This window comes from Faecalibacterium faecis (assembly GCF_040096475.1).
Classification (GTDB): domain Bacteria; phylum Bacillota; class Clostridia; order Oscillospirales; family Ruminococcaceae; genus Faecalibacterium; species Faecalibacterium taiwanense.
The window spans coordinates 49667-72230 of record NZ_JBBMEP010000006.1; the positions used below are offsets into that span (position 1 = coordinate 49667).

23 protein-coding genes and 4 tRNA genes are annotated in these 22564 nt (G+C 58.1%); 4 read left to right on the forward strand and 23 right to left on the reverse strand.

The features are described from left to right. Position 1 precedes the first annotated feature (1 nt). Positions 2–1120, forward strand: coding sequence for a foldase (locus WMO17_RS04255; RefSeq protein WP_097774425.1), 1119 nt, complete (start codon positions 2–4; stop codon positions 1118–1120). A 63-nt stretch (positions 1121–1183) separates the two neighbouring features. Here WMO17_RS04255 and WMO17_RS04260 read toward each other — a convergent pair whose 3' ends face one another. The 10 genes from WMO17_RS04260 to WMO17_RS04305 form a co-directional block, all read right to left on the reverse strand. Further along, positions 1184–2953 carry a glycoside hydrolase family 2 protein gene (locus tag WMO17_RS04260; RefSeq protein WP_349137549.1) on the reverse strand — a complete coding sequence of 590 codons (1770 nt, stop codon included), beginning with the start codon at positions 2951–2953 and terminating at the stop codon, positions 1184–1186. Between the two features lie 284 nt (positions 2954–3237). Continuing rightward, on the reverse strand, positions 3238–4041 hold the full coding sequence (gene tatC / locus WMO17_RS04265) for a twin-arginine translocase subunit TatC (RefSeq protein WP_097774423.1): 804 nt from the start codon (positions 4039–4041) through the stop codon (positions 3238–3240). A gap of 2 nt (positions 4042–4043) precedes the next feature. Further along, complete coding sequence (tatA, locus tag WMO17_RS04270) at positions 4044–4247, reverse strand: twin-arginine translocase TatA/TatE family subunit (RefSeq protein ID WP_005937852.1); 204 nt, start codon at positions 4245–4247, stop codon at positions 4044–4046. A gap of 91 nt (positions 4248–4338) precedes the next feature. Next, entirely contained in the window at positions 4339–4947 is a 609-nt protein-coding gene (locus WMO17_RS04275) for a Sec-independent protein translocase subunit TatA/TatB (RefSeq protein WP_097781274.1), read from the reverse strand. A gap of 317 nt (positions 4948–5264) precedes the next feature. Next, positions 5265–6032 carry a hypothetical protein gene (locus tag WMO17_RS04280; protein WP_349137550.1) on the reverse strand — a complete coding sequence of 256 codons (768 nt, stop codon included), beginning with the start codon at positions 6030–6032 and terminating at the stop codon, positions 5265–5267. Between the two features lie 16 nt (positions 6033–6048). Further along, positions 6049–6846: a hypothetical protein gene (locus WMO17_RS04285; protein WP_349137551.1), complete on the reverse strand. Its 798-nt coding sequence runs from the start codon at positions 6844–6846 to the stop codon at positions 6049–6051. 140 nt (positions 6847–6986) lie between these two features. After that, a complete protein-coding gene (gene nifU, locus WMO17_RS04290) occupies positions 6987–7430 on the reverse strand; it encodes a Fe-S cluster assembly scaffold protein NifU (protein ID WP_005937858.1) in 444 nt (147 codons plus the stop codon). 2 nt (positions 7431–7432) lie between these two features. Further along, the gene (locus WMO17_RS04295; RefSeq protein ID WP_005937861.1) at positions 7433–8650 is read right to left on the reverse strand and encodes a cysteine desulfurase family protein; all 1218 of its coding nucleotides are present in this window, start codon (positions 8648–8650) and stop codon (positions 7433–7435) included. Positions 8651–8783: 133 nt separating this feature from the next. Continuing rightward, positions 8784–9224 (reverse strand): hypothetical protein, encoded by a 441-nt coding sequence (locus tag WMO17_RS04300; protein WP_249236449.1) that lies wholly within the window; start codon positions 9222–9224, stop codon positions 8784–8786. Positions 9225–9244: 20 nt separating this feature from the next. Further along, positions 9245–9568, reverse strand: a complete 324-nt coding sequence (locus WMO17_RS04305; protein ID WP_005937868.1) for a rhodanese-like domain-containing protein — start codon at positions 9566–9568, stop codon at positions 9245–9247. Positions 9569–9697: 129 nt separating this feature from the next. On the opposite strand from WMO17_RS04305, the gene WMO17_RS04310 reads away from it, so the two are divergent. Continuing rightward, positions 9698–10156: an RrF2 family transcriptional regulator gene (locus tag WMO17_RS04310; protein WP_005937871.1), complete on the forward strand. Its 459-nt coding sequence runs from the start codon at positions 9698–9700 to the stop codon at positions 10154–10156. 70 nt (positions 10157–10226) lie between these two features. Continuing rightward, positions 10227–10302 (forward strand) — tRNA-Trp (locus tag WMO17_RS04315). Between the two features lie 132 nt (positions 10303–10434). On the opposite strand, the gene WMO17_RS04320 is transcribed toward WMO17_RS04315, so the two are convergent. From WMO17_RS04320 to WMO17_RS04355, 8 genes are all read right to left on the reverse strand, one after another. Continuing rightward, positions 10435–10510 (reverse strand) — tRNA-Thr (locus WMO17_RS04320). A 3-nt stretch (positions 10511–10513) separates the two neighbouring features. Next, positions 10514–10590 (reverse strand) — tRNA-Asp (locus WMO17_RS04325). A gap of 213 nt (positions 10591–10803) precedes the next feature. Next, positions 10804–10879: transfer RNA gene (locus WMO17_RS04330), tRNA-Thr, on the reverse strand. A 240-nt stretch (positions 10880–11119) separates the two neighbouring features. After that, a complete protein-coding gene (locus WMO17_RS04335) occupies positions 11120–12496 on the reverse strand; it encodes a sigma-70 family RNA polymerase sigma factor (protein WP_005937878.1) in 1377 nt (458 codons plus the stop codon). 70 nt (positions 12497–12566) lie between these two features. After that, entirely contained in the window at positions 12567–13526 is a 960-nt protein-coding gene (gene ymfI, locus WMO17_RS04340; protein WP_349137552.1) for an elongation factor P 5-aminopentanone reductase, read from the reverse strand. 81 nt (positions 13527–13607) lie between these two features. Beyond that, positions 13608–13793, reverse strand: coding sequence for a hypothetical protein (locus WMO17_RS04345; RefSeq protein WP_143405584.1), 186 nt, complete (start codon positions 13791–13793; stop codon positions 13608–13610). Beyond that, complete coding sequence (locus WMO17_RS04350) at positions 13790–14272, reverse strand: nucleoside deaminase (protein ID WP_349137553.1); 483 nt, start codon at positions 14270–14272, stop codon at positions 13790–13792. Before WMO17_RS04350 ends, WMO17_RS04345 begins: the two co-directional genes overlap by 4 nt. A gap of 10 nt (positions 14273–14282) precedes the next feature. Next, complete coding sequence (locus WMO17_RS04355) at positions 14283–14672, reverse strand: CPBP family intramembrane glutamic endopeptidase (RefSeq protein WP_097777160.1); 390 nt, start codon at positions 14670–14672, stop codon at positions 14283–14285. A gap of 210 nt (positions 14673–14882) precedes the next feature. Here WMO17_RS04355 and WMO17_RS04360 point away from each other — a divergent pair, with 210 nt between their 5' ends. Beyond that, positions 14883–15740, forward strand: coding sequence for a DegV family protein (locus WMO17_RS04360; RefSeq protein WP_349137554.1), 858 nt, complete (start codon positions 14883–14885; stop codon positions 15738–15740). 155 nt (positions 15741–15895) lie between these two features. Here WMO17_RS04360 and WMO17_RS04365 read toward each other — a convergent pair whose 3' ends face one another. From WMO17_RS04365 to WMO17_RS04385, 5 genes are all read right to left on the reverse strand, one after another. Then, the gene (locus WMO17_RS04365; RefSeq protein WP_349137555.1) at positions 15896–16669 is read right to left on the reverse strand and encodes a TSUP family transporter; all 774 of its coding nucleotides are present in this window, start codon (positions 16667–16669) and stop codon (positions 15896–15898) included. A gap of 52 nt (positions 16670–16721) precedes the next feature. After that, positions 16722–17573 carry a serine hydrolase gene (locus WMO17_RS04370; RefSeq protein WP_349137556.1) on the reverse strand — a complete coding sequence of 284 codons (852 nt, stop codon included), beginning with the start codon at positions 17571–17573 and terminating at the stop codon, positions 16722–16724. A 22-nt stretch (positions 17574–17595) separates the two neighbouring features. Continuing rightward, the gene (locus WMO17_RS04375) at positions 17596–18585 is read right to left on the reverse strand and encodes a dipeptidase (protein ID WP_349137557.1); all 990 of its coding nucleotides are present in this window, start codon (positions 18583–18585) and stop codon (positions 17596–17598) included. 15 nt (positions 18586–18600) lie between these two features. Continuing rightward, entirely contained in the window at positions 18601–21903 is a 3303-nt protein-coding gene (locus tag WMO17_RS04380; protein ID WP_349137558.1) for a DEAD/DEAH box helicase, read from the reverse strand. 161 nt (positions 21904–22064) lie between these two features. Beyond that, on the reverse strand, positions 22065–22457 hold the full coding sequence (locus WMO17_RS04385) for a metal-dependent transcriptional regulator (protein ID WP_120079792.1): 393 nt from the start codon (positions 22455–22457) through the stop codon (positions 22065–22067). Positions 22458–22564: the final 107 nt, after the last annotated feature.

The window sequence follows — 22564 nt, forward strand, 5'->3', positions numbered from 1 at the left end:
CATGAAAAAGAAACTTCTCGCGCTGATCTGCGCACTTGCACTGGTGTTCAGCCTTGTGGGCTGCACCATTTCCGCCCCGGACACCGTGGGCAGCATCGGTGATTTTGAGATCACCTCCGGCATGTATCTGCTGGCACAGTACGGTGCTTACCAGCAGGCCGCCCAGCTTGCCGGCACCGATCAGGACACCACCGACGTAAAAGCCTTCCTGAAAGAGACCATCACCACCGACTCTGACAGCGGCGAGACCGCAGTTGTGAGCGACTATGTGGCCCAGAAAACGCAGGAAACGTTGGAAACGCTGGCCGCTGTGGATGCCCGCTTCAAGGCGCTGGGCGGTGAGCTGACTGCAGAGCAGCTTTCCACTGCCGACCGTTATGCCCAGCAGATGATGGACCAGTACGGCGACACCTACACCGCCAACGGCATTGGTCTGGAGACCGTCAAGGCATATGAACGTCTGCAGGTGGAGCACACCGCCCTGCTGGATATGGTCTACGGCCCGGACGGCGAGACCCCAGTGGAGGACGACGAGCTGACCAGCCATCTGGACGACAGCATGTATGAGATCTGCTACATCAGCATCCCGCTGTACAATACCAGCACCTACGCCTTTGCGGACGATGACCAGAAGGCCGAGATGCTCAAGCTGGCACAGGCCGCTGCCGACAGCGTCAACGCTGCAGGCGGCGAGACGGTCTCGGATCAGGTAAGTGCCCTGCATGAGGCCGCACAGAATGCCCTGCCGGACATCTACGCTGTGCTGGATGGCAAAACTTCCGACGACAGCGCCAGCGTCCAGACCGAGCTGCTGACCGAGAGCGATGTTGCTTCGGCCTTTACGCAGGATGGCGCAGCCGATGCTCTGCGCAGCCTTTCCTACGGCGAAGCCGCTGCCGTGCAGATCAACAGCAACACCCTGCTCCTGATGGTGCGTGTAGACCCGCTGAGCGTTTCTTCGCTGGACGACCTGCGCAGCCAGATCCTGAGCGATATGAAGGGCGGCGAGCTGGACGACGCACTGGCCGCAGGCGGTGCAGAGCTGGCACACGATCTGGACAGCTCTGCCATGAACAAGCTGCCCGCCAAAAAGATCGTGAACAACAGCGCCAACAGCTGAGAGCTGCTGTAACATAAAACTCCCTCAGTCATCGCTGCGCGATGACTGAGGGAGTTTTTTCTTTCACCGCGTCACTTTTGCGAACTCTGCGGCAAGGGCAGCATTCACCGAGCGGACGGCATTGGCATCCGGCTTGATCTCGGCCCGGTCATAGGTGAACAGACCATTCACCTCATCTTCCACATCCGTCAGCTGGGTGTACACCAGCGCCGAGAGTCCTTTTTTGAGCTGCGGCAGCACCGTGCCCAATTGCAGCTTTTTGCAGCGGGCGGTCAGGTCTGCGCGGCTCTTGGCCGTGCCGTAGCCGTAGGTTTTGCCCGGTGCTTCGTGCCCCGGCATGGGCCATGCAATGCCGCCGTATTCACTCAGGGCCACAGTGCGCTTTCCGGGCTTTACATGCAGCGGATAGAAATAGTTGTGGATGGAGCACACATCTCCGCCGCCCTGATCATACCAACCGCTGGCCTCGTCCACAAGGCGGGTATCGTCCAGCGTGCGGATGGCCTGCACTGCCCCGGCCGCATCAAACTGACCCCAGCCTTCATTGAAGGGCACCCAGCAGCCGATGCACGGATGGCAGCGCAGGGCTTCCACGGTGGCTTGCAGCTCTTTGCGGTATGTTTCCCGGCTGGATGCTTTTCCGCGGCTCAGCAGGCCCCAGAGCGGCTCTGCGTCGGGCAGGCGGCGCACAAGGGGCTGCAGCACATTGGTCAGGTAGGTGACGAACCACAGGTTGTATCTGCTGCCGCCGTTCACCATGTCCTGCCAGACCACAAGGCCGAGCCTGTCGCAGTGGTAGTACCAGCGCTGCGGCTCGATCTTGGCGTGCTTGCGCAGCAGATTGAATCCCAGCGCTTTCACCTCGCTCAGCTCCCGCTCCACCGCCGCATCGGAAGGCGGGGTATACAGGCCCTGCGGCCAGTAGCCCTGGTCCAGCAGGCCGTTGAGCAGGATGGGCTTTCCGTTCAGGCAGAAGCGCAGCACGCCCCGCGCATCCGGCTCACAGCTCCACTTGCGCAGGGCAAAGTAGCTGTGCACGGTGTCGAACTGCTCCTCCCCTCCCTGCGTGGTGCCCACGGTCAGGTCATACAAAAACGGGGTATCCGGGCTCCACGGAAAGAAATGTTCCTCCGGGATGTTCAGCGTCACCTCGCCGTCCTGGTCCGCTTCGTCGCTGCCCCAGTCCTCGGCAATGGTCACGCCCCCGGCCCGCACCACGGCCCTCAGGTTCACTGCACCTCCGGGCATGGAAGTATGGGCTTTCACGGTCACGGTGCGGGCATCGTAGTCCGGCGTGACCGTGAGCGACTGGATATAGTTTTCCGGCACACGCTCCATCCAGACCGTCTGCCAGATGCCGCTCTGGGCCGGATAGAACATGCCGCCGGGCTTCAGGGTCTGCTTGCCCCGTGCCTGCGTGCCGCCGTCCGTGGGGTCCTGCACGGCCACCCACAGGCTGTTGCGGCCCGTATCGTTGAGCTGGGCGGTGACATCCAGTGTGAAGGGCCAGTAGCCGCCCCGATGGCCGCCCACCAGATGGCCGTTCACCTGCACCGCACAGGCATCGTCCACCGCGCCGAAGTGCAGCAGCACCCGACCCCCTTCTCCCGGAGGGGGAGCAAAGGTGCAGTGGTAGTGCAGCCACTGGCCGGGCTGCAGGGTGCGGCCCACGCCGGAGGCCTTTGTTTCCGGAGAGTAGGGCACCAGAATTCTGCCGTCCCACGCAGCGGGGTATTCTGCTGTCTGAGTAATGGCGTACTTCCACAGGCCGTTCAGGTTCTCATAGCTGTCCCGGCGCATAGCCGGGCGAGGATATTCCGGGAGTGGGTGCATGGTCTCACCGCCTTTGATTTGTTGGTTTCATTCTAGCACAGGGCGGGTGGCTTGTATAGACTGAGCAGCAACGATTTGGAACTGCCGCCGCGTTCGCTTTGGACGAGTTGTGGCACCCAGCGTCTGCTGCGGCCCTTGAGCGGGCCTTGCATCCTGCTGGCCACGGCCCCACGCGATTACGCTCTGCACCGGAAGCATTTTCCACATACAAAAAGGCTGCTGCACCAAATGGCGCAGCAGCCTTTGCTTTTGCAATGATAAAACAGAAAACCTGAAGTCAGAGCTTACTCTTCGTCCTCATCCTCGTCATCCTCTTCGTCATCATCGTCCTCTTTCGGCTTATAGAAGATGCCGCTCAGGAAGATGCTGATGAAGTACAGCAGCACCATGGGGCCGGCCACCATGCACTGAGACACGATATCCGGCGGGGTAACAACGGCCGCGATGAAGAAGATGATCACGATGGCAACGCCGCGCACCTGCTTGAGCAGCTGCGGGTTGATAATGCCCATCTTGGACAGGATGATGGTGATCAGAGGCATCTCAAACACGCAGCCAAAAATGATGAACATGGTCAAGCAGAGGTTGACATAGCTCTCGATACTGGTGGTGGTCTGGATGTACTCGGCACCCTCGATGCCAGTGCTGAGGAAACGCAGCATGAAGGGCATCATGAGCTTGTAGGCGAACAGCACGCCCACGCAGAACAGGATAAGACCCAGCAGCATGACCAGCTTGAAGAAGGTGCTCTCGCTCCGTTTCAGACCCGGCCTTGCAAATGCATAGATGTGGTAGAACGCCACCGGCACAGTGACCACCACGCCTGCCAGAATGGAGACGCGGAAATACTGCATCAGCTTTTCCTGCGGGGCAATGGAAACAAACTCGTAATAGTCGCGGCCCATGGCAGTGAGCAGATCGATCAGACGGTCGGCGTATGCCAGCGAGACCACAACACCCACCACGAACACCACCGCGCAGATGATCAGCCTGTTCCGCAGTTCTTTCAGATGGCCGGTCAGCGTCATGCTGCCGTCCTCTGCCATGACTTCGGCTTTTTTCTTTTTGCGCTTAACGTTCGTAGCCACAATTACTCCTCGTCTTCGTCCTTCTTGGAAACCTGCTTCTCGGTCTTCTCCTCGGAATCATCGGAGCCTTCCTCGTCCTCCATGCCCTTCTTGAAGCCGTTGATGGTCTTGCCGAACATCTTGCCCAGCTTCGGCAGGTTCTTGGGTCCAAAGATCAGCAGAGCGACGACCAGGATGATCAGCAGTTCGTTAGTACCAATACGCATAATAAAAATCTCCTTTTTACTTTGCCGCGCCGCGTGGCGGGCTTATTGCATGTATCAGGCAACCGCGGGCGCGGGTGCATCCAGTAAGTAATCAGTCCTTCGGCAGAACATCATTCTGACGAGGGTCTTCCTCCACCGGCTCGGCCGCAGGAGCAGCCTCGGCAGCTTCCTGTGCGGGAGCCGCTTCTGCAGCAGGCTCGGCCTTTTCCTCTGCGGGTGCAGCGGCAGGCTCAGCCTTTTCAACCGGGGCGGCGGGTTCTTCAGCCTTCTCGGCAGGTGCAGCGGTCTCCTCAGCGGGAGTGCTCTCCTCTGCCTTGGCGGCAGATGCAGCGTCCTCTTCCAGCTCTTCCACCGGCTCCTCGGTCAGCTCGGTCACTTCCTCGGCGGCTTCTGCCTTGGCAGCTTCCTCCTTGCTGGTCTTGCCGATACCGGTAAAGCTCTTGGTCACATCCTTGACGCTGTTGTCGATATCCTTCTTGATATCGGTCAGCGGGGCAACAGCTTCCTTCAAGGGAGCTTGGATCTCATTCAGCGGCTCCACAACGTTCTTCTGGATCTCCTCAGAAGCAGCGCCGGTGTACTTTTTCAGTTCACGCAGCATCTTGCCGATCTTCTTTGCGTAGACAGGCAGCTGATCCGGGCCGATGAACACGAACGCCACGATCACGATGACGACAAGTTCCCAAAAACCAATTTTCATACTAACTCGTTTCCTTTCCTGTGCGGCGGGACGTTTTCCGGGGCCGACGCACCTGCATTGCAGTGCGTGCCGCGAACCGTTCTTTGCCCTGTTCTTCGTCCGCTTCCGTGGGAGTTCGGCGCTCTTTGCGCCTGTGTTGCCCTACTTATACCGAAAAGTGGTGAACTCATTCTGAACAATATATGAACTTTTCATGAACGAGTGCATATTTAGGGTATTTTTGTAAACAAATAATATTTTGCACTTGCTTTATTACATTTTGGATAGGATACAACAGTGTCGACTTTTCAAAACGGCCTGTTCTCACAGTTCAAAAGTCATGCCAGCGCTTTGCGCAATACGTCCGGGCTGACAGAGCACATAAGGTTGTAGGCATTCAGCACATCCGTGATAGCCTGACGATTTTGCTGCGTTAATACATAGTCATAGTTCTGATATCCGCTAAATCGGAAAATTGCTTCCTGTGAACTTAATGCATCCCGCAGCAGTTCAATATCGAAATCTTCTGCTCTTGTTACAAAATCCTCCACCCATTTGAGTTTACCCGTATTGATTTTACAAACATCTCGGCCGATCACACTAAAGGCATCTTGATTATAAGTATATTTGTTATCCCCTGCTCGCACGATGACCCTATTTGCATTTAGGAGTTCATCTCCAACATAGACAAAAGAAATCATTAAAGCCAGTTCGTCCCTGTCACCATAAACACGAATGCTCGGTGCAATCATACATAGCCCTGTATTCAGCGTACTCTCAACATAAGAATCCGATATTGTGTAATTATTTTCTACTCTGTCGTGTTCGACATTCAATTTCGCCAGCGCGTCCTTGATGCCAAGAATCTGCTGTGCTTCGGCCAGCACATCAAAATTTGACACGCCCGCTTTAGAAGCATCGTCTAACTGGTTATAAGCATTGACAGCCTTTTCAACTGCACTGCGGTTCTCGCGCGTGACTGTCCCGATCTGTGCAATCAGCGTTTCCACTTCCTGCACCGAAGGCACTGCCGCAAAAGCCCCCATTGGCATTACCATCAGCATTATCAGCGCTGTTACAAGGATCGCTGAAATTTTTCTCCGCATTCTTATCTCCTCCTATTCACGATTCAACTTCTGTATACGAAATATCTGCTAGCGCTTTTGCACGCACCTTCTCGCTGGCATTCAGATACAGGTAATACGCATTCAATACATCTGTGATAGCCTGTCTATCTCCTTCCGGCATTTCGCATTCTACGAAAACCGGCTTTGCGGTGTTGTATTTTGCGAATGTCAGACCAACTTCATCCGATTCCACAATATCCACTAATGCATCCAAGTCATCTTCTGTCGCAAGGCGAAATGCAGCCTCTTCTGTTTTTTCATCGCCGTTCGGAGATATTGTCAGCTTGTCCTTCTGAACATCAGTTATAAATGTTGTGTTTCCATAGGTATATCTATAATTATCCGTATCAATTTCAACCGTATCCATATCCAGATACGTATCACCTATGTAATCAAACCCTATACATGCTATTGGGTCCACCGACGGACCAAAAACATAAACAACTGGGACAATGCAGCTTTTTCCCTGTTTTTCGTTATTTTCGCAATTGGGGCTTACCCCCATCAGAGCATCACCGCCGTCAAATTCTTCATAATAGAAATTAACTGCATTCAGCGCATCTTGAAGTTCTTTTACCTGCTGTTCTTCGTCTGCCGCAATCTGTTTTGTTTCATCTTCTTTCTCACGAAGTATCTCATAGGGCTGTTTTTCTTCCGCTGTGCTTTCGCTTACAGCCGTACTTTTTACCTCGCTAGTGGAACCAGCAGACACCCCCGCAGAATTGCCACAGGAAGTAAACAGAACAATACATACACTTAACCATGCCATCGCCGCAAGTTTGCATTTTTTCATATTTCCTCCTTTTTTGAAAAGGCAACAATCTTTTCTCTATTATATCATTTTTCAATATGCTGTAAAGGATTCCCATTTCCACAAAAAAGAAGCCTGCCATCGGGCACATTGTCCAATAGCAGGCTTCCATAATGCGGGGATCAGTGGCCGCAGCTCTCGCAGTGGTCGCAGTCCTCTTCGAGCTTACCCACGATGGGTTCCGGATCGATGCCCTGACGGCGGTAGTAGTCGGACAGAGCAGCCTTGACGGCCTGCTCGGCCAGAACAGAGCAGTGCACCTTGATGGGAGGCAGACCTTCCAGAGCTTCCACAACGGCCTTGTTGGTCAACTTGAGAGCCTCGTCGATGGTCTTGCCCTTGATGAGGTCGGTGGCCATGCTGCTGGTGGCGATGGCGGCACCGCAGCCGAAGGTGAGGAACTTGACATCCACGATCACGTTGTTCTCGATCTTCAGGTACATGCGCATGATATCGCCGCACTTGGGGTTGCCCACTTCGCCCACGCCGTTTGCATCGGGGATCTCACCCACATTGTGCGGATTTGCAAAATGCTCCATGACCTTTGCGCTATACATGCTTGCCATAATTACTGCTCTCCCTTCAGGCTGAACTGGCGGGCCGTGTTCTGGCCCTGCAGCCACATACAACTCATAGCACGGCGGCGGGGGATCACTTCCTCCAGCACGTCGCACAGATATTTTGCTTCTTCCATGGTGTTCTGCGGGCCAAAGGTGAACCGCATGGAGCCGTGGCCGATCTCCTCAGGCACGCCGATGCTCAGCAGGACGTGGCTGGGGTCCAGACTGTCGGAGTTGCAGGCAGAGCCGGTGGAGGCGCAGATGCCGTGCATATCCAGATCCAGCAGGATGGTCTCGCCTTCCAGACCCGGGAAGCTGATGTTCACATTGTTGGGCAGGCGGGGGCTGCGGCCGCCGTTCAGGCGGGCTTCCGGGATGTTCTTGAGGACGCGGTCGATGACATAATCGCGCAGCTCGCTCTCGTGGGCCATGCGCTCATCCAGATGTGCCGTGGCGATCTCCAGTGCCTTGCCCATGGCAGCAATGCCGGCCACGTTCTCGGTGCCTGCACGGTGGCGGGCCTCCTGACTGCCGCCATCGATCAGGTTCTGGGGCCATACGCCCTTGCGGCAGTACAGGGCACCCATGCCCTTGGGGCCGTTGAACTTGTGGGCGCTCATGGACAGCATATCCACGCCCAGCTCCTTCACATCCACGGGGATGGCACCCACAGCCTGCACCGCGTCGGTGTGCATCCAGACACCGTGCTTGTGAGCGACCTCGGCGATCTCCTTGATGGGCTGGATGGTGCCGATCTCGTTGTTGGCCATCATGATGCTGACCAGCGCGGTATCGGGACGGATGGCAGCTTCCACGTCCTCGGGACGGATGTAGCCCTCGGCGGTGGGCTTGATATAGGTCACTTCAAAGCCCATGCGCTCCAGTGCAGCCATGCTGTGCATGATGGCATGGTGCTCAAAAGCGCTGGTGATGAGGTGCTTTTTGTTCTGGCGTGCCTTGGTGAAGGCGGTGCCCTTTACGGCCCAGTTGTCAGCCTCGGAGCCGCAGCTGGTAAAGAAGAGCTCAGCCGGACTTGCATTGATGGCCTTTGCCACCTGCGCACGACCGGTGTCCACGAATTCCTTAGCCTCATAGCCCACACTGTAATGGCTGCTGGGGTTGCCGCAGGCACCGCTCAGGGCTTTGACCATCATTTCCAGTGCCTCGGGAGCACAGGGAGTGGTGGCAGCATTATCCAGATAAACCACTTTTTCCATGTTTTCCATAGGAATGATCCTTTCTTATTGAATGCGTCTGCGGGAGCCTTGAATGCCCTGTGCAGATGCGGAATCCTTTCAACGGATAAGTTATACCATATCATTCCCTAGTATGTCAATATGAATACTGGATTTTCGTGATTCAGTCACCTTTTTTGCCCTTTCCGGTCAGTTTTCCCAGTACCACCTTCCACTTGGGGTAGCCCCAGCGCTTATCCTCGGCAAAATCGTCCGCCAGCTTCCACGGAAAATTGCTGCCGTCAAAGTAAAGATTGCCCGTCTCGTCCACGCGGTCCAGCTTTTGGGGCAGATACGCCTCGTCGTAGTAGCTCTTGCGGCGGTCGGGCAGCACCCAGTGCAGGGTGCCGTCCTCGTCCATGCCGGACGCCCATACGCCGAACACGAAGGTTGCGGCTTCGCCGTAGCAGTGCTGCTCAAAGCGGATGGCACCATCGTAATAGAACTTGATGACCTCCAGCGTGCCGGATTCCTTTTTGCCGTCGCGGCCCAAGGTGGGGCGGTAGTCCTGCTGGTAGCGGCAGCCGCAGTGACTGCCGGCAAAATCTTTTGCGTGGAACGACATGGAGTTATCCTTCTTTCTTTTTAAAAATGCCCTTCAAAGTCGCCCTCGATCTCATAGGGCCAGCTCAGGATGCCGCCCAGATCGTACAGGCGGGTGTAGCCAAGGCTTTCCAGCTTGCGCACGGCATCGGCACTGCGGCGGCCGGTGCGGCAGTAGACCAGCCATACAGCGTTCTTATCCGGCAGCACCTCAGCCGCACGGCTCAGCACCTGACCCAGCGGCAGCAGCTTTGCGCCGGGGATGTGGCCCACGGCAAACTCGTCCGGCTCCCGGACATCTACAGCAGCCGCCTCGTGTGCATCCAGCAGACGGATGGCATCGGCAGCCGTGATCTTCTCACTCATACTCTCACTCCTTATAATATCCTCTTATCCATCCTATGATAACAGACCTTTTTTGTTTGCACAAGAGGATACCTTTGCAAAATCCGAGCAACGTGCTATACTATAGGAAGCAATAAGGAGAGGATCGCCATGAAATTTTCGACCAAAAGCCGTTATGCCCTGCGCCTGATGGCCGAGCTGGCACGTTATGCGCCGGGCACCACCGTGAGCCTGAAGGAGATCAGTGAGCGGCAGAACCTGAGCCTGAAATATTTGGAGCAGATCGTGACCCCGCTGGCCCGTGTGGGCCTTGTAAAAAGCGAGCGCGGCAGTCAGGGCGGCTACCGCCTGACCAAAGCCCCTGCCGACTACACCGCCGGCGAGATCCTGCGCGCCATTGAGGGCAGCGTGGCACCCATTCCCTGCCTTGGCAGCGAGACCAACGAGTGCCCCATGTGGGAGCAGTGCTTCACCCTGCCCTTCTGGACCGGCCTTGATGAGGTGATCAACCAGTATATCGACAGCGTAACGCTGGAACAGCTTTCCAGCCAGCTGCCTGCATCCGATAAAAAAGAAGGCTGTTGCAGCTGCGGCACGAAAAATGCCTGAATCTTGAAAGAAATGCTTGACATTCGCCTTTGCATCGGCTATAATAACAAAGCATTCAGCGAATGCCTATAGGGGTATAGCTCAGCTGGTAGAGCAGCGGTCTCCAAAACCGCGTGCCGTGAGTTCGAAACTTACTACCCCTGCCATAAACGCACAGGTTCTTCGGAGCCTGTGCGTTTTGTTTTTGTACTCAAAGCAATCCGCGCTCCGTCAGCCTGCTTTTGCAGTCATACAACAAAAAAACACCCCGAAGTCCTAAGGCTTCGAGGTGTCTGCTATGGAGCTGCTATCCAGATTCGAACTGGAGACCTCATCCTTACCAAGGATGCGCTCTACCAACTGAGCTATAGCAGCAAATGGCGACCCGGATCGGGCTCGAACCGACGACCCCCAGCGTGACAGGCTGGTGCTCTAACCAACTGAGCTACCGGGCCATGATCGCTCAAGTTTCGCGCGGCGCTTACCGCCGGAACGTGCTTTATTATATCGAAAAAGCGTCCGCTTGTCAAGCATGAATTTACGAAAAACGCAAAAAAGCCTGAAAGAGCAGTTCAAAGCCCGCTCTGCCCTGTTCCGGACCCGCACAGCAGAAACGATCTACACAAAGAAAAACGCCCCGAAATCTTTCGACTTCAGGGCATCTGAGCTGGAGCTGCTATCCAGATTCGAACTGGAGACCTCATCCTTACCAAGGATGCGCTCTACCAACTGAGCTATAGCAGCGCAATCACAGCTCAGTTATAATACCACAGTTTCCACCGTTTGGCAAGAGGTTTTTGCAAAAAAATCTGGATTTTTGCAAAAAAGTCGTTTTTTACGCAAAAACTCCCCCAGTCTGCTTACGCAGACAGCCCCCTCGGAGATGGGGCCTTTGGCAGTACGGACAACTTTCCGGTTTTGCCAAGGGCTCCCTCTCTGAGGGAGCTGGCATCGCGCAGCGATGACTGAAGGAGTCTTACTTTATCACTCGATCAGGCCGTTCAGCAGGGACAGGCACTTGCGGCTGTGCAGCTTGCGGATCGCCTTTGCCTCGATCTGGCGCACACGCTCACGGGTAACGCCAAAGTCACGGCCAACCTCTTCCAGCGTACGGGGACGGCCATCGTCCAGACCAAAGCGCAGGCGGATGACCTTCTCTTCACGAGGGGTCAGGCTCTTGAGAGCCAGATTGATCTGCTGTGCCACCATGGCGCGGTCTGCGGCCTTGCCAGGGGCTTCGGCGTTTTCGTCTGCGACGAAATCGCCCAGAGAGGAATCCTCTTCCTCACCCACGGGGCTTTCCAGACTTGCCGGCTCCTGTGCCATGCGCTGGATCTCGCGCACACGCTCCACGCTCATATCCATGGCCTTTGCCAGCTCTTCCGGGGTCGGCTCGTGGCCGTTCTGGTACACCAGCTGGTTGGTGGCCTGACGCATCCGGTTGATGGTCTCCACCATGTGCACCGGAATGCGGATGGTACGGGCCTGATCCGCAATGGCACGGGTGATGGCCTGACGGATCCACCAGGTTGCATAGGTGGAGAAGCGGAAGCCGCGGTCACAGTCGAACTTCTCGGCAGCCTTGATCAGGCCGATGTTGCCCTCCTGGATCAGATCCAGGAATGCCAGATTGTGGCCCACATGCTTTTTGGCAATGGACACCACCAGACGCAGGTTCGCTTCGCTCAGGCTGCGGCGGGCGTTCAGGCCATCGCGGCGGGTCTTGAGCAGCTCAGCGCGCTTTTCGTCGCTCAGGGGGCCGTTCTCCACAGCCTCCATAGCTTCCTCTTCGGCAGCCTTTTCCTCGGCATCCTCGCTGGGCTTCTCGTTGCCCTCCTCGTCCAGATCTTCGGTATAGCTGCGGCTGTTCTCATCCTCTTCAAACGAGAAGCGGGCGCTGTTCTTTTTGATGTACTCCGGCCCGCCGTACTTCTGGCGGTCGGCCTGCAGGATGTGCGCCGCCTCGGCACCGGCATGGATGCGGCGGCTCAGCTCCACCTCCTGCTCCGCGCTCAGCAGCGGGATCTGGCCGATCTGCTTGAGGTAGTTCTTAACGGGGTCGTCCAGCAGTTCGTCCATGGCAGCCTTCAGGTCTGCAGGGTTCTCCTCGCTCTGCTCTTCCTCGTCCTCGCTGATGCCCATATCATCGTTGTTGTTCTCGGCATTCTCGACCTCGGCCATGATGCTGTCCACATCCAGCGTAGGCTCTGCATCCTCTTCCAGAACCTTGATGCCGCGTTCTTCCAGAAGGGTGTAGAGCGTTTCCTCATCCATTCTGCACTGTGCAGCCAGCGCCTTGGCCTCCTTGGCCGAAATGGTGCCTTCGCCTTTCGTCAACAGTTCCTTTAAAGTCATGCCCATTTTGCTCTCTCCTTCTTGCTCCGGGGATGCTCCCGCCGGGGGAAATCCTGTAATAAAGTGTTCCTGCGCATCAGATCACAAGTCCTCCGTTCACGCCGAACACCTGACCGGTGATGTAGCCCGCACCCTCGCCGGCAAGGAACACCAGCAGCTGCGCCACTTCGTCTGCGCTGCCAAGACGGCCCACAGGGGTCTCTTCGGCCAGCGCGGCCTTATCCTCGGCGGTGAATGCTGCCATCATATCGGTATCAATGACCCCGGGCGCAACACAGTTCACTGTGATGCCGCTTGGGCCTTCTTCTTTGGCCAAAGCCTTGGTCAGGCCGATCAGGCCTGCCTTTGCTGCAGAGTAATGCACCTCGCAGCTGCCGCCGGTCTGGCCCCACATGCTGCTCACGGTCAGGATGCGTCCGGCCTTGCGGCGGATCATACCCGGCAGCACCAGCTGACACAGGTGGAACGCACCGGTCAGGTTCACGTCCAGCATATGCTGCCACTCTTCCGGGGTGATGTCGGTGAACAGCTTCTGCTGGGCGATGCCCGCATTGCTCACCAGCACATCCACACGGCCCAGTGCCTGTTCTGCGGTGCGGAACGCAAGCTCGCAGCTGGCGCGGGACGCCACATCGCACTGCACGGCGGTGATGCCGGGCAGCTGTTTTTCCAGCTCTGCAGCGGCTTTGGCATTGCTGTGGTACAGCACCGCCACGCGGTAGCCCGCCGCATAGAACGCCCGGGCCGCAGCGGCACCAATGCCGCGGTCACCGCCGGAGATCAGCACACAGCGGCCATTGGCTGCTACCTGCACGGTAGGTGCCGGTGTTTTCTCCGGCTCTTCCTGCACAGGCTCCGGCATTTCCGGCTGCGGCGCAGGCTGGGGCTTTTCCAGCACCATCACCCGGGTGGGTTCGTCCACCACGGGTGCTGCCGCCTTTGGCTTTGGCGGTACGGGCGGCTCCTGTGCAGCCTGTTCCGGCTGCGGCTCCTCACCCGACAGATTGAACGTCAGTTCAAATTCATCTTCGTACAAGAGTATAGTCCTCCTGTCGTGATCTCTGCACTGCAAAGGTATGCCGTGCAGGAGATGTCTGTGCGGCCCATCGCCGTCCGTTCAGCGTCCATTTCTTATCCGGTCAAAGTCCGGTGCTCGGCGCGGCAGACAGCTGCATAAGATGGGTTTCGACAAAACACCATTAAATAATATAGCACAATTTGCCGAAAAAAGAAAGTGGAAGCCGCCTACTTTTTCACGCAGCTTCCACTTTTTTACGGTTTCTTCATATTCCATGCCGGTCATACAGGCGGTTTCCACTTCGGCCGGGCCGCAAGCCGTGCCCGCAGATCCTTGAAAAACGCCTGCAGCAGCTCCTGTGCTTCCTCTGCGCGCAGCCCCTGCTCCACCACCGGGTGGTGGTTGAAGGGCATTGCAAACAGGTCGGTCACACTGCCGCAGCAGCCCGCCTTGGTGTCTGCCGCGCCGTATACCACCCGCCGGATGCGGCTGTTGATGATGGCCCCGGCGCACATGGGGCACGGCTCCAGCGTGACGAACAGCTCGCACTCCCACAGCCGCCAGCCGCCCAGCTTTTTGCAGGCGGCATCAATGGCCAGCAGCTCTGCATGATGCAGGGCGTTTTTTTCGGTCTCGCGGGTGTTGTGGGCGGCAGCTACCACCTCGCCGCTGCGGGCCACCACGGCCCCTACCGGCACCTCGCCCAGTGCAGCCGCCTTGCGGGCTTCTTCCAGCGCAAGGCCCATCAGTTCAGAATCGGTCATAGGTTCCCCTTTATCCTGCTGCAAAAACCAGCAGATTATTCAATGTATGCAAAAGCATCCCCGGCCATACCCTGCCGGTGCGTTCACGAAGTGCGCCCAGCACAAGGCCGCAGCCAAGCGCCCACGCCATGCCCGCCGGGGTGCCGTGCTGCACCGCAAACAGTACCGCCTGCAGCGCCGCGGCCTGCCATCTGCCCAAGGGCTGCGCCAGCTGCTGGATGGCCCCGCGGAACACCAGTTCCTCCACGACAGGTGCAGCGATGCAGTGGTGCACAAAACTCAGCGCCCGCACATCCCACGCCGGGGCAGGCAGAAATGCCAGCACTTTTCCTGCCAGCAGGTAGGCCAGTGCGCAGCCGAACGCAGCCAGCAGCGCCCTTGTTTTTGCCTTTTGCTCCATGGCCTGCCCTCCCTGCCGTGCGGTTCTCAGCGCCTATCTTATCATAAGCAGCGGCTTTTACGCAAGTATTTTGCGCTGGGACGAAGCAATTTTCGCTCAGGTAATTGACTTTTCCCTGTGGATTCTGGTATAATGTTTCCCGACGTTTTATTGCAAAGCGTCGGGAAACATGACTTGAATTTGTTTTTACCGGAAATCCGGAGGTATTTTATGATCCGTATTCTCACCGATTCTGCGTCCGACATCCTGCCCGCCGAAGCCGAGCAGCTGGGCGTGACCGTGATCCCTCTGAACGTGACGCTGGAGGATGGCAGCATCCTGCGGGATGGCATCGACATGACCCCAACCGAGTACTATGCCCATCTGGCCAGCTGCCGCAAGCTGCCCACCACCAGCCAGCCCAGCCCGGAGCTGTTCGAGAAGTTCTATCTGGAAGCCGCTGCCGCCGGGGACGAAGTGCTGGGCATCTTCCTGTCCCACGAGCTGTCCGGCACATGGCAGTGCGCAAAGCTGGCCGCAGACCTCGCCAATGTAGACAACGTGCTGTTTGTGGACAGTGCCACCGTGTGTCTGGGTGAATCGCTGCTGGTGCGTCTGGCCGTGCAGCTGCGTGACGCAGGCAAGACGCTGGTGCAGATCGCCACCGATCTGGAGCACGCCAAGGAGCACCTGCATCTGGTTGCCGCAATCGACGATCTGAAGTATCTGCGCAAGGGCGGCCGTCTGCCTGCCGCTGTGGCCGTCGCGGGCGGGATGCTGGGCATCAAGCCCCTCATCACCATCAAGGACGGTAAGGTAGCCATGGCCGGTAAGGCCCGCGGCCTGCCCGGTGCCTATGTGGCCCTGTTCAAGAAGATCGAAGAGCTGGGCGGCATCAGCCCGGACTTTGCCGCTGTTGCCGGTTATTCTTCCAACCTGCGGGAAGTGCAGCCCATCGAGAACTACTTCCGTGAAAATCTGCACATGAGCGAACCGTTGGTGCGCCAGATCGGCTGCGTCATCGGCACCCACGCAGGCCCCGGTGCATTTGGTCTGGCATTCTTTGACAAAGGGCTGGTGCTGGAATAAGCGACCACCGAAAAAAGATCATCCGAGCAAAGTCGGGCAGCCTGCGGGCTGCCCGGCTTGTTTTTTGCAGCGGGAAACGGGCGCAAACTCCCTCAGTCAAAACCTAACGGTTTTGCCAGCTCCCTCGGGGAGGGAGCCTCTGGCGCGCCCGGCGCTCACAGCACTGCGTCCGAGATGAGCTTGCCCAGCAGCAGCACCAGCACCACCAGCATCATGGGACGGATGAAGCGCGCACCCTTTTTCAGGGCGAAATGGGACCCCAGCAGGTTGCCCAGAATGTTGCTGACGGCGCAGGGGATGCCGATGTGGAACACCACCAGACCGTTCATCAGATAGGTGAACAGGCTGGCGTAGTTGCTGGCAAGATTCAGCACCTTGCCGTTGCCGTTGGCGGTGCGCAGGTCAAAGCCCATCAGGGTGGTAAAGGCAATGATGGCAAAGGTACCGGTGCCCGGGCCCACGATGCCGTCGTACAGGCCGATGCCCAAGCCGATGCCCAGCGCCAGCAGGATCTTTTTCAGGTTCAGGGTTCCGTCGTCCCGGTTCTTGTCCGGCAGGTCGCGCTGCCACAAAATGACCACCGCCGCCACTGGCAGGATGAGGAACATCATGGTGCGCAGCAGTTCATCGCTGAGCAGCAGCACGATATGTGCCCCCAGTGCACTGCCCGCAAAGCTGCCAATGGCTGCAAGGATGCCCACCTTCAGGTTCATTGCACCGTTTTTGAAAAAGTTGGCTGTGGCAAAAGTGGTGCCGCAGGCGGCGCTGAATTTGTTGGTAGCATAGGTGTAGTGGGGCGGCAGCCCGGCAAACAGATAGGCCGGCAGGCTGATAAGGCCGCCGCCTCCGGCTGCCGAATCCACAAAGCCTGCAAAGCCCGTCATCAGAACGAGAAACGCCATCATCCATGGCGAGAGCGTGATCCCCATTGTTATAATTCCTTTTATTTTTCCAATTTTGTTCTTTGGGAGAACGTGCGTCTCAGGACAGGGACAGTCGTCCCTCACAGGCCAGCACCTGATCCAGGATCATCCGCGAGACGCGGGCACCGTACACCATGGCGGGGTGTTCATTGTACTCGATGATATCGTGAAAATCCTTGTTCATCAGCACGATGACATACTCGCCGTAGGGGGTGTGGACGATGCCGCCGTCGTTGCGGCAGGCGTTCATGCTGCCGCTCTTGCTGGCCACCCAGATCAGCTCCGGCGCTCCGGTCTCCTCGCAGTCCAGATAGTACTGGGGAAAATCGTGGGTCAGCATGGTGTTGTAGTGCTGCTGGCGCAGGATGGCAAGCATCTCCGCGCTGGCTTCCCGGCTGACCAGCTCCCCTTTTGCAATGCGGGCGAACAGCGCCGCGTAGTCGCGCGGCGTGGTGGTGCCAAGCCGGCGGTAGCGGTCAAAGTGCAGCGGATTGTGCAGCACAGTATGCGCAAAGCCCAGCTCCCGGATGCAGGCGTTGATGGTATCCAGTCCCAGATAGTCGATGATCATATTGGTGGCGATGTTGTCCGAGCAAATGATCATCATGGTAGCGGTGTCCTTCACCTTGAGCTTTGCGCCCACGCCCAGCGCGCGCAGCATACCGCTGCCGTCCACGAACTGGCTCTGCTCATAGGTGATCTCTTCGGCAAGGTCTGCTTTGCCGCGCTGCGCCTGCAAATACAATGTAGCGAGAATGAACGCCTTGATGGTGGATGCCGTCTCAAATTCTTCGTCCGCGCCAACCTCCACGGTATGGCCCTGCAGGTCGTCCACGAACACGCTCATTTTGCCCTGATAGCAGTACAGCTCCGCAGCAATGCGCTTTTCCAGCGTCATGTTTTTATCCATATCGGCATATTCTCCGTTGTTATTACAAGTTTTCTTCAAAAAAGCGCATGGCATTGCGGTAGTAGATACCTTCCACCTCGTCCTCGGTAAAGCCCTCTTTGCGCAGGGCATCCGCCAGCAGCGGCAGGAAGGCAGCATTTTCCAGCTGGTGGGGGCCATCGATGCCATCAAAATCGCTGCCAAGGGCAATCATCTGTGCACCGCCTACCTGCTTATAGTGGGCCGCATGCTTTGCAATCAGCTCCACCGTGCTGCGGCAGTTTTCCGGGTGGGTGGGGTCGGTGTCCAGAAAGGGCGCATAGTAGTTCAGGCCCGCAATGCCGCCGCGCTCCGAAAGGGCGCGGATCATCTCATCGGTCAGGTTGCGGGTGTGGGGTGCCAGTGCGCGGCAGTTGGAGTGGCTGGCCGCAAAAGGCCGGGTGCCGTGCTCCACGATATCCCAGAAGCCCTTGTCCGAAAGGTGGCTCACATCCACGATCATGTGCATCCGTTCCATCTCGGCCAGAAATTCAAAGCCCTTCCCGGTCAGGCCCTTTTCGGTCTGGGGCACCAGCACCCCGCCGGGGTTCCGCTGCGGGCTTGCCAGCTCGTTTTCGTGGTTCCATGTCAGGGTCATCATGCGCACGCCCAGCTCATACATCCGGCGCAGCACCCCCACGCTGCCCTTGCAGCAGGCGCCTTCCTCGATGGTGAGCATCCCGCTGATCTTTCCCGCCGCAGCATTCCGGCGGATGTCCGCCGCCGTGTACACCGGAGCAATTTTTTCCGGGTATGCCGCCATGATGCGCTTGAACTGGTCGATCTCTTCCAGCGCTGTCACCAGCGGGTCCGCTCCGGGCGTCTTATCACCCAGATTGACGAATGCTGCAAAGCACTGCAGCAGATAGTCGCCTTTCTGTAATTTTTCAAGGTCGATATGCAGATCGTTCTGCGCGAAGCTCTTGGGCCGGCCCGCATGTTCGGCTTTGCGCAGCTCGCTGAGGGTATCGCAGTGCAGATCCCAGACTTTCATGATGTTTTCTCCTCTTTATTCCTCTTGCAGCAGCTGCAGCAATTCCTCTGGTTTCATGGACAGGATCGCTCCGTCTGCCGAGCCGGTGACCGTCTCGGCAAGGTCCTGCTTTGCCTGCTGCAGCTCCACGATCTTTTCTTCAATGGTGTCCTGCGCAATGAGCTTGTACACCTGCACCGGATTGCGCTGGCCGATGCGGTAGGCGCGGTCGGTGGCCTGATTCTGCGCAGCCACGTTCCACCACGGGTCGTAGTGGATGACGATATCTGCCGCCGTCAGGTTCAGGCCGGTGCCGCCCGCCCGCAGCGAGATGAGGAACACGTCCGCTTCGCCGCTGTTGAACCGGCGCACAAGCTCTGCACGCACCGGCTTTGGGGTGGAGCCCTGCAGGGTAAAGTGGCTCACGCCCGCTTCGTCCAGCCGTTTTGCCAGCAGTTCCAGCATGGAGGTGAACTGGCTGAACAGCAGGATGCGGTGTCCGCCCTCCACAGCAGCCGTCACCAGCTCCATGCAGGCATCCAGCTTGGCACTGCCGCCGTCCCAGTTGTCTGCCACAAGGCGCGGGTCGCAGCAGATCTCCCGCAGGCGCATGAGCACTGCGAACACTGCCATTTTATCCTCCGGCTTTGCAGCGCGCAGCTTTTCCCGCGCGTCCACCACAGCGGCAAGGTAGAGCTTGCGTTGCTGCTCGTCCAGCTCGATGCGGTGGAGATTCTCGGTCTTGGGGGGCAGCTCTTTGAGCACCTCGGACTTCATGCGCCGCAGGATGAACGGCCCGGTGAGCTGGTTCAAACGGCGCAGTGCGTCTTTGTCGTCCTCCTGCACGATAGGCTTTTCAAACCGGGCGCAGAAGGTCTTGTAGGGCGGCAGATACCCCGGCATCAGGAAGGAGAAGATGCTCCACAATTCGCCCAAGCGGTTCTCCACCGGGGTGCCGGTAAGGGCAAATCGCACTTTGCTGTTTACCCCGCACACCGCCTTGTACTTTTGGGTAGTGTGGTTCTTGATGGCCTGCGCTTCGTCCAGAATGCAGGCGTAGAATTGCTGCCCGCTGTAAAGCTCCTCGTCCCGGCGCATCAGGTCATAGCTGGTCACCACAAGGTCGGCTTCCGCCCACTGCTTTGCCAGCTCTGCCCGGTGAGCAGCGTCGCCGTCCACAGCCACGCAGGAAAGCTGCGGCGTGAACTTCTGGCATTCCTCCTGCCAGTTGAGCACCAGCGATGCCGGGCAGACGATGAGGCTGGGCAGGCGCTGGCCGCTTTCCTTCATGGCCAGCAGGTAGCTGAGCACCTGCACGGTCTTGCCAAGGCCCATATCGTCGGCCAGAATGCCGCCCATGCCGTAGCCGTCCAGCGTGCGCAGCCAGCGGTAGCCATCCCGCTGGTACTTGCGCAGCACATTGTGCAGGCTTTCCGGCGGAGTATACTCGCTGTCCTTCACGGCGTGAAAGCTGCGGCTGATGCGGCGGAACGCATCGTCGCGGTTAAAACGCAGGCCGTTCTGGCCCGAGAGCGCCCAGTCGAGACTGGGTGCACGGTAGAGCGGCAGCTCGGCGTGGCCGCTCTTGAGCTTGGCCCCGGAAAGTTCCAGTGTATCGTTCAGTTCATCCAGCCCTTCCAGACTGTCGTCCAGCCGCAGCAGACGGCCGTCCCTCAGGCGGTGGTAGCGCTTTTTCTGGTGCAGGGAGTGCAGCAGGTCTTTCAGCTCTGCCACCGGGAACTCGCCGGTATCCACTTCCAGATCCAGCACACTGCCGTGCACCGAAACGCCCACCGTGATGCGAGGCGGCGCGGCCTGCAGGCTGCGGAAGGCATCCGTCAGGTATACTTCACCCTCGGCCAGCAGGGCCGGCACGCCCTCCTCCAACATGCGGTAGATCTCATCCTCGTCAGCGGTGCCGTACACTTCCTCTCTGCCGCCCACACCGGGCTGCAGATAAGAGGCCAGCAGCCGCTTTGCCCGGCTCTCGGCGCGCACATCCCGCAAAAGCCCTGCCGGAGACGGCACGAACGGCGTGACCTTATCCTCCCCATACAAAAACTCCGCGTGTGCTTCGATGCGGAAGCTGTCCGGTGCGTCCAGATAGAACTGCACCACCGGTTCCAGCGGGATCTGGTTCAGCAGCAGACGTTCCGGGTCCACGATGTTCAGCTTGCTGCCCAGCTCCGGCAGTACATAGCTGCAAAAGGCCGTGGCATCTGCGCTGGTAAAGAACAGGCTTTTGCCGCCCAGCGCCTGCAATGCGGGCAGGATGCGGGTGCACCCGGGCCGCTGCAGCCGCCAGAGCGTATCCTCGCTGAACAGGTAATCATAGTCAAGGCCCTGCACAGCGGAAAGTGCGGGTTCGCCTTCCACCTGCACACCGCCGCGGCGGCGCTCCACGGTCATGGTAATGACGGGCAGACCTTCCCGCAGCTCGTACCCGCCCAAAAAACCGGTATGCTCGTACAGCTGCACAAGGTCATCAAAGATCTCGCCGGTCAGGATCATGCCTCCCGCCGGGCCTTGTTCGGCCCCGCCGTACACCCGCACGGCGGCTTTGTCCATGCTCTGCCTTGCGTTCACCTGACGGCGCAGCAGCTGCAAAAGCGCACGGGACTCTTCATCAAAGGCATCCCACCGGTGCACAAAAGCCAGTGCCTTGCCGTAGCTGACGCTTTTGCCCATCTCGACGGCTTCCATCAGGTTCGGGATGCTTTTTACCACATACTGCCGCCCGCCGTCCGAGATGCGCAGCCGCAGCCATGGCTGTGCGCCGGGCACGAGGGTCAGCTCCGGTTCCAGATGGGCAAAGCCGGTGCGCTGGGCGGTCTCGTCCACGCCAAGGTTTTCAAGGGCTGCTTCCTTGTAGGTATCCAGCAGCCTGCGGGCCTCGTGATCCGACACCGGCGTTTCACCGTGCCACTTTTTTCCAAACAGCATTTCCAGCCCGGAGGCATAGCTGTCCCGCCGGGCCGGTTCCGGGGCAAGGCCCGCCGCGCCGCGCACAACACCGGGAATAGCATCCGGCTTTGCCGCCGGTGCAGGGGCATTCTTTTCGGCATCGTCCAGCAGCAATGCGCCGATATGCTTGCAGTAGGTGCCCTCGCCGTTCTGGTTATACGGGCAGCTGCAGGACGCACTGACAAAGCTGCCGTTCTCCCGCAGCCATGCCTGCGTATAGTAATAGCTGCCGCCGCTGCCCTGTACCATGGCCGAAATATGGCGCACGCCGTCCTCGTTCACGGTGCAGGTGCTCTGCTGGATGCGCTTGCGGTATTTCTTGGCCCGCTCAAAAATGTTATCGCCCAAAAGCGTGCGGATCTCGTCTGCATCCATGGCTGTTTCCTCCCGGTTTGGCTGTAAAACCTTCTTATCTTATAAGAATACCGCACCCGCACCCCGGATGCAAGAGGGATCTGCCGCCCAATTTCCATACAAAAAAATCCCGCTCCTTTTCAGGAACGGGATCATTTTACGATCTTGGAATGCTGCGGGGATCACTTGACAGTCTTGCCAAGCTCAGCATCCGTCTCAATGGCGCGCTCACGGATCTTTTCCAGCGTCTGCTCACTGAGGATATGCTCTGCCTTGCAGGCATCTTCGGCGGCGGTCTTTTCGTCCACGCCCAGCTGCATAAAGAAGTGGGTCAGCAGACGGTGACGGCTATAGATGCGCTCTGCGATCTCGCGGCCCGGTTCCAGCAGGGTCAGGTTGCCCTCGCCGTCCACCGCGATATAGCCGTTCTCGCGCAGCTTCTTCATGGCAATGCTGACGCTGGCTTTGGTAAAGCCCAGCTCATTGACAACGTCAATGGAGCGCACTTTGCCCATACGCTGACTCAGCATCAGGATCGTTTCAAGATAATCTTCTGCGGATTGGTGGATCTGCATGGTATGTTTGCCTCCTGTCTGTGCCGGGATGCAAAGCACCACGGTTTCATATAGTACAAGATATCACACTTTTTGCCGATGTGCAAGCAATTCGCGGAAGTTTGTTA

Coding starts and splice junctions, on each gene's coding strand:
- WMO17_RS04305 (WP_005937868.1), bottom strand. CDS start 9,568: ATGAGTGAGAAGATCACGGCTGCCGATGCCATCCGTCTGCTGGATGCA.
- WMO17_RS04365 (WP_349137555.1), bottom strand. CDS start 16,669: ATGGGGATCACGCTCTCGCCATGGATGATGGCGTTTCTCGTTCTGATG.
- WMO17_RS04360 (WP_349137554.1), top strand. CDS start 14,883: ATGATCCGTATTCTCACCGATTCTGCGTCCGACATCCTGCCCGCCGAA.
- WMO17_RS04335 (WP_005937878.1), bottom strand. CDS start 12,496: ATGGGCATGACTTTAAAGGAACTGTTGACGAAAGGCGAAGGCACCATT.
- WMO17_RS04385 (WP_120079792.1), bottom strand. CDS start 22,457: ATGCAGATCCACCAATCCGCAGAAGATTATCTTGAAACGATCCTGATG.
- WMO17_RS04280 (WP_349137550.1), bottom strand. CDS start 6,032: ATGCGGAGAAAAATTTCAGCGATCCTTGTAACAGCGCTGATAATGCTG.
- WMO17_RS04370 (WP_349137556.1), bottom strand. CDS start 17,573: ATGGATAAAAACATGACGCTGGAAAAGCGCATTGCTGCGGAGCTGTAC.
- WMO17_RS04345 (WP_143405584.1), bottom strand. CDS start 13,793: ATGACCGGCATGGAATATGAAGAAACCGTAAAAAAGTGGAAGCTGCGT.
- WMO17_RS04255 (WP_097774425.1), top strand. CDS start 2: ATGAAAAAGAAACTTCTCGCGCTGATCTGCGCACTTGCACTGGTGTTC.
- tatA (WP_005937852.1), bottom strand. CDS start 4,247: ATGCGTATTGGTACTAACGAACTGCTGATCATCCTGGTCGTCGCTCTG.
- WMO17_RS04275 (WP_097781274.1), bottom strand. CDS start 4,947: ATGAAAATTGGTTTTTGGGAACTTGTCGTCATCGTGATCGTGGCGTTC.
- WMO17_RS04310 (WP_005937871.1), top strand. CDS start 9,698: ATGAAATTTTCGACCAAAAGCCGTTATGCCCTGCGCCTGATGGCCGAG.
- WMO17_RS04295 (WP_005937861.1), bottom strand. CDS start 8,650: ATGGAAAACATGGAAAAAGTGGTTTATCTGGATAATGCTGCCACCACT.
- WMO17_RS04285 (WP_349137551.1), bottom strand. CDS start 6,846: ATGAAAAAATGCAAACTTGCGGCGATGGCATGGTTAAGTGTATGTATT.
- WMO17_RS04260 (WP_349137549.1), bottom strand. CDS start 2,953: ATGCACCCACTCCCGGAATATCCTCGCCCGGCTATGCGCCGGGACAGC.
- nifU (WP_005937858.1), bottom strand. CDS start 7,430: ATGGCAAGCATGTATAGCGCAAAGGTCATGGAGCATTTTGCAAATCCG.
- WMO17_RS04380 (WP_349137558.1), bottom strand. CDS start 21,903: ATGGATGCAGACGAGATCCGCACGCTTTTGGGCGATAACATTTTTGAG.
- WMO17_RS04350 (WP_349137553.1), bottom strand. CDS start 14,272: ATGACCGATTCTGAACTGATGGGCCTTGCGCTGGAAGAAGCCCGCAAG.
- WMO17_RS04300 (WP_249236449.1), bottom strand. CDS start 9,224: ATGTCGTTCCACGCAAAAGATTTTGCCGGCAGTCACTGCGGCTGCCGC.
- WMO17_RS04355 (WP_097777160.1), bottom strand. CDS start 14,672: ATGGAGCAAAAGGCAAAAACAAGGGCGCTGCTGGCTGCGTTCGGCTGC.
- WMO17_RS04375 (WP_349137557.1), bottom strand. CDS start 18,585: ATGAAAGTCTGGGATCTGCACTGCGATACCCTCAGCGAGCTGCGCAAA.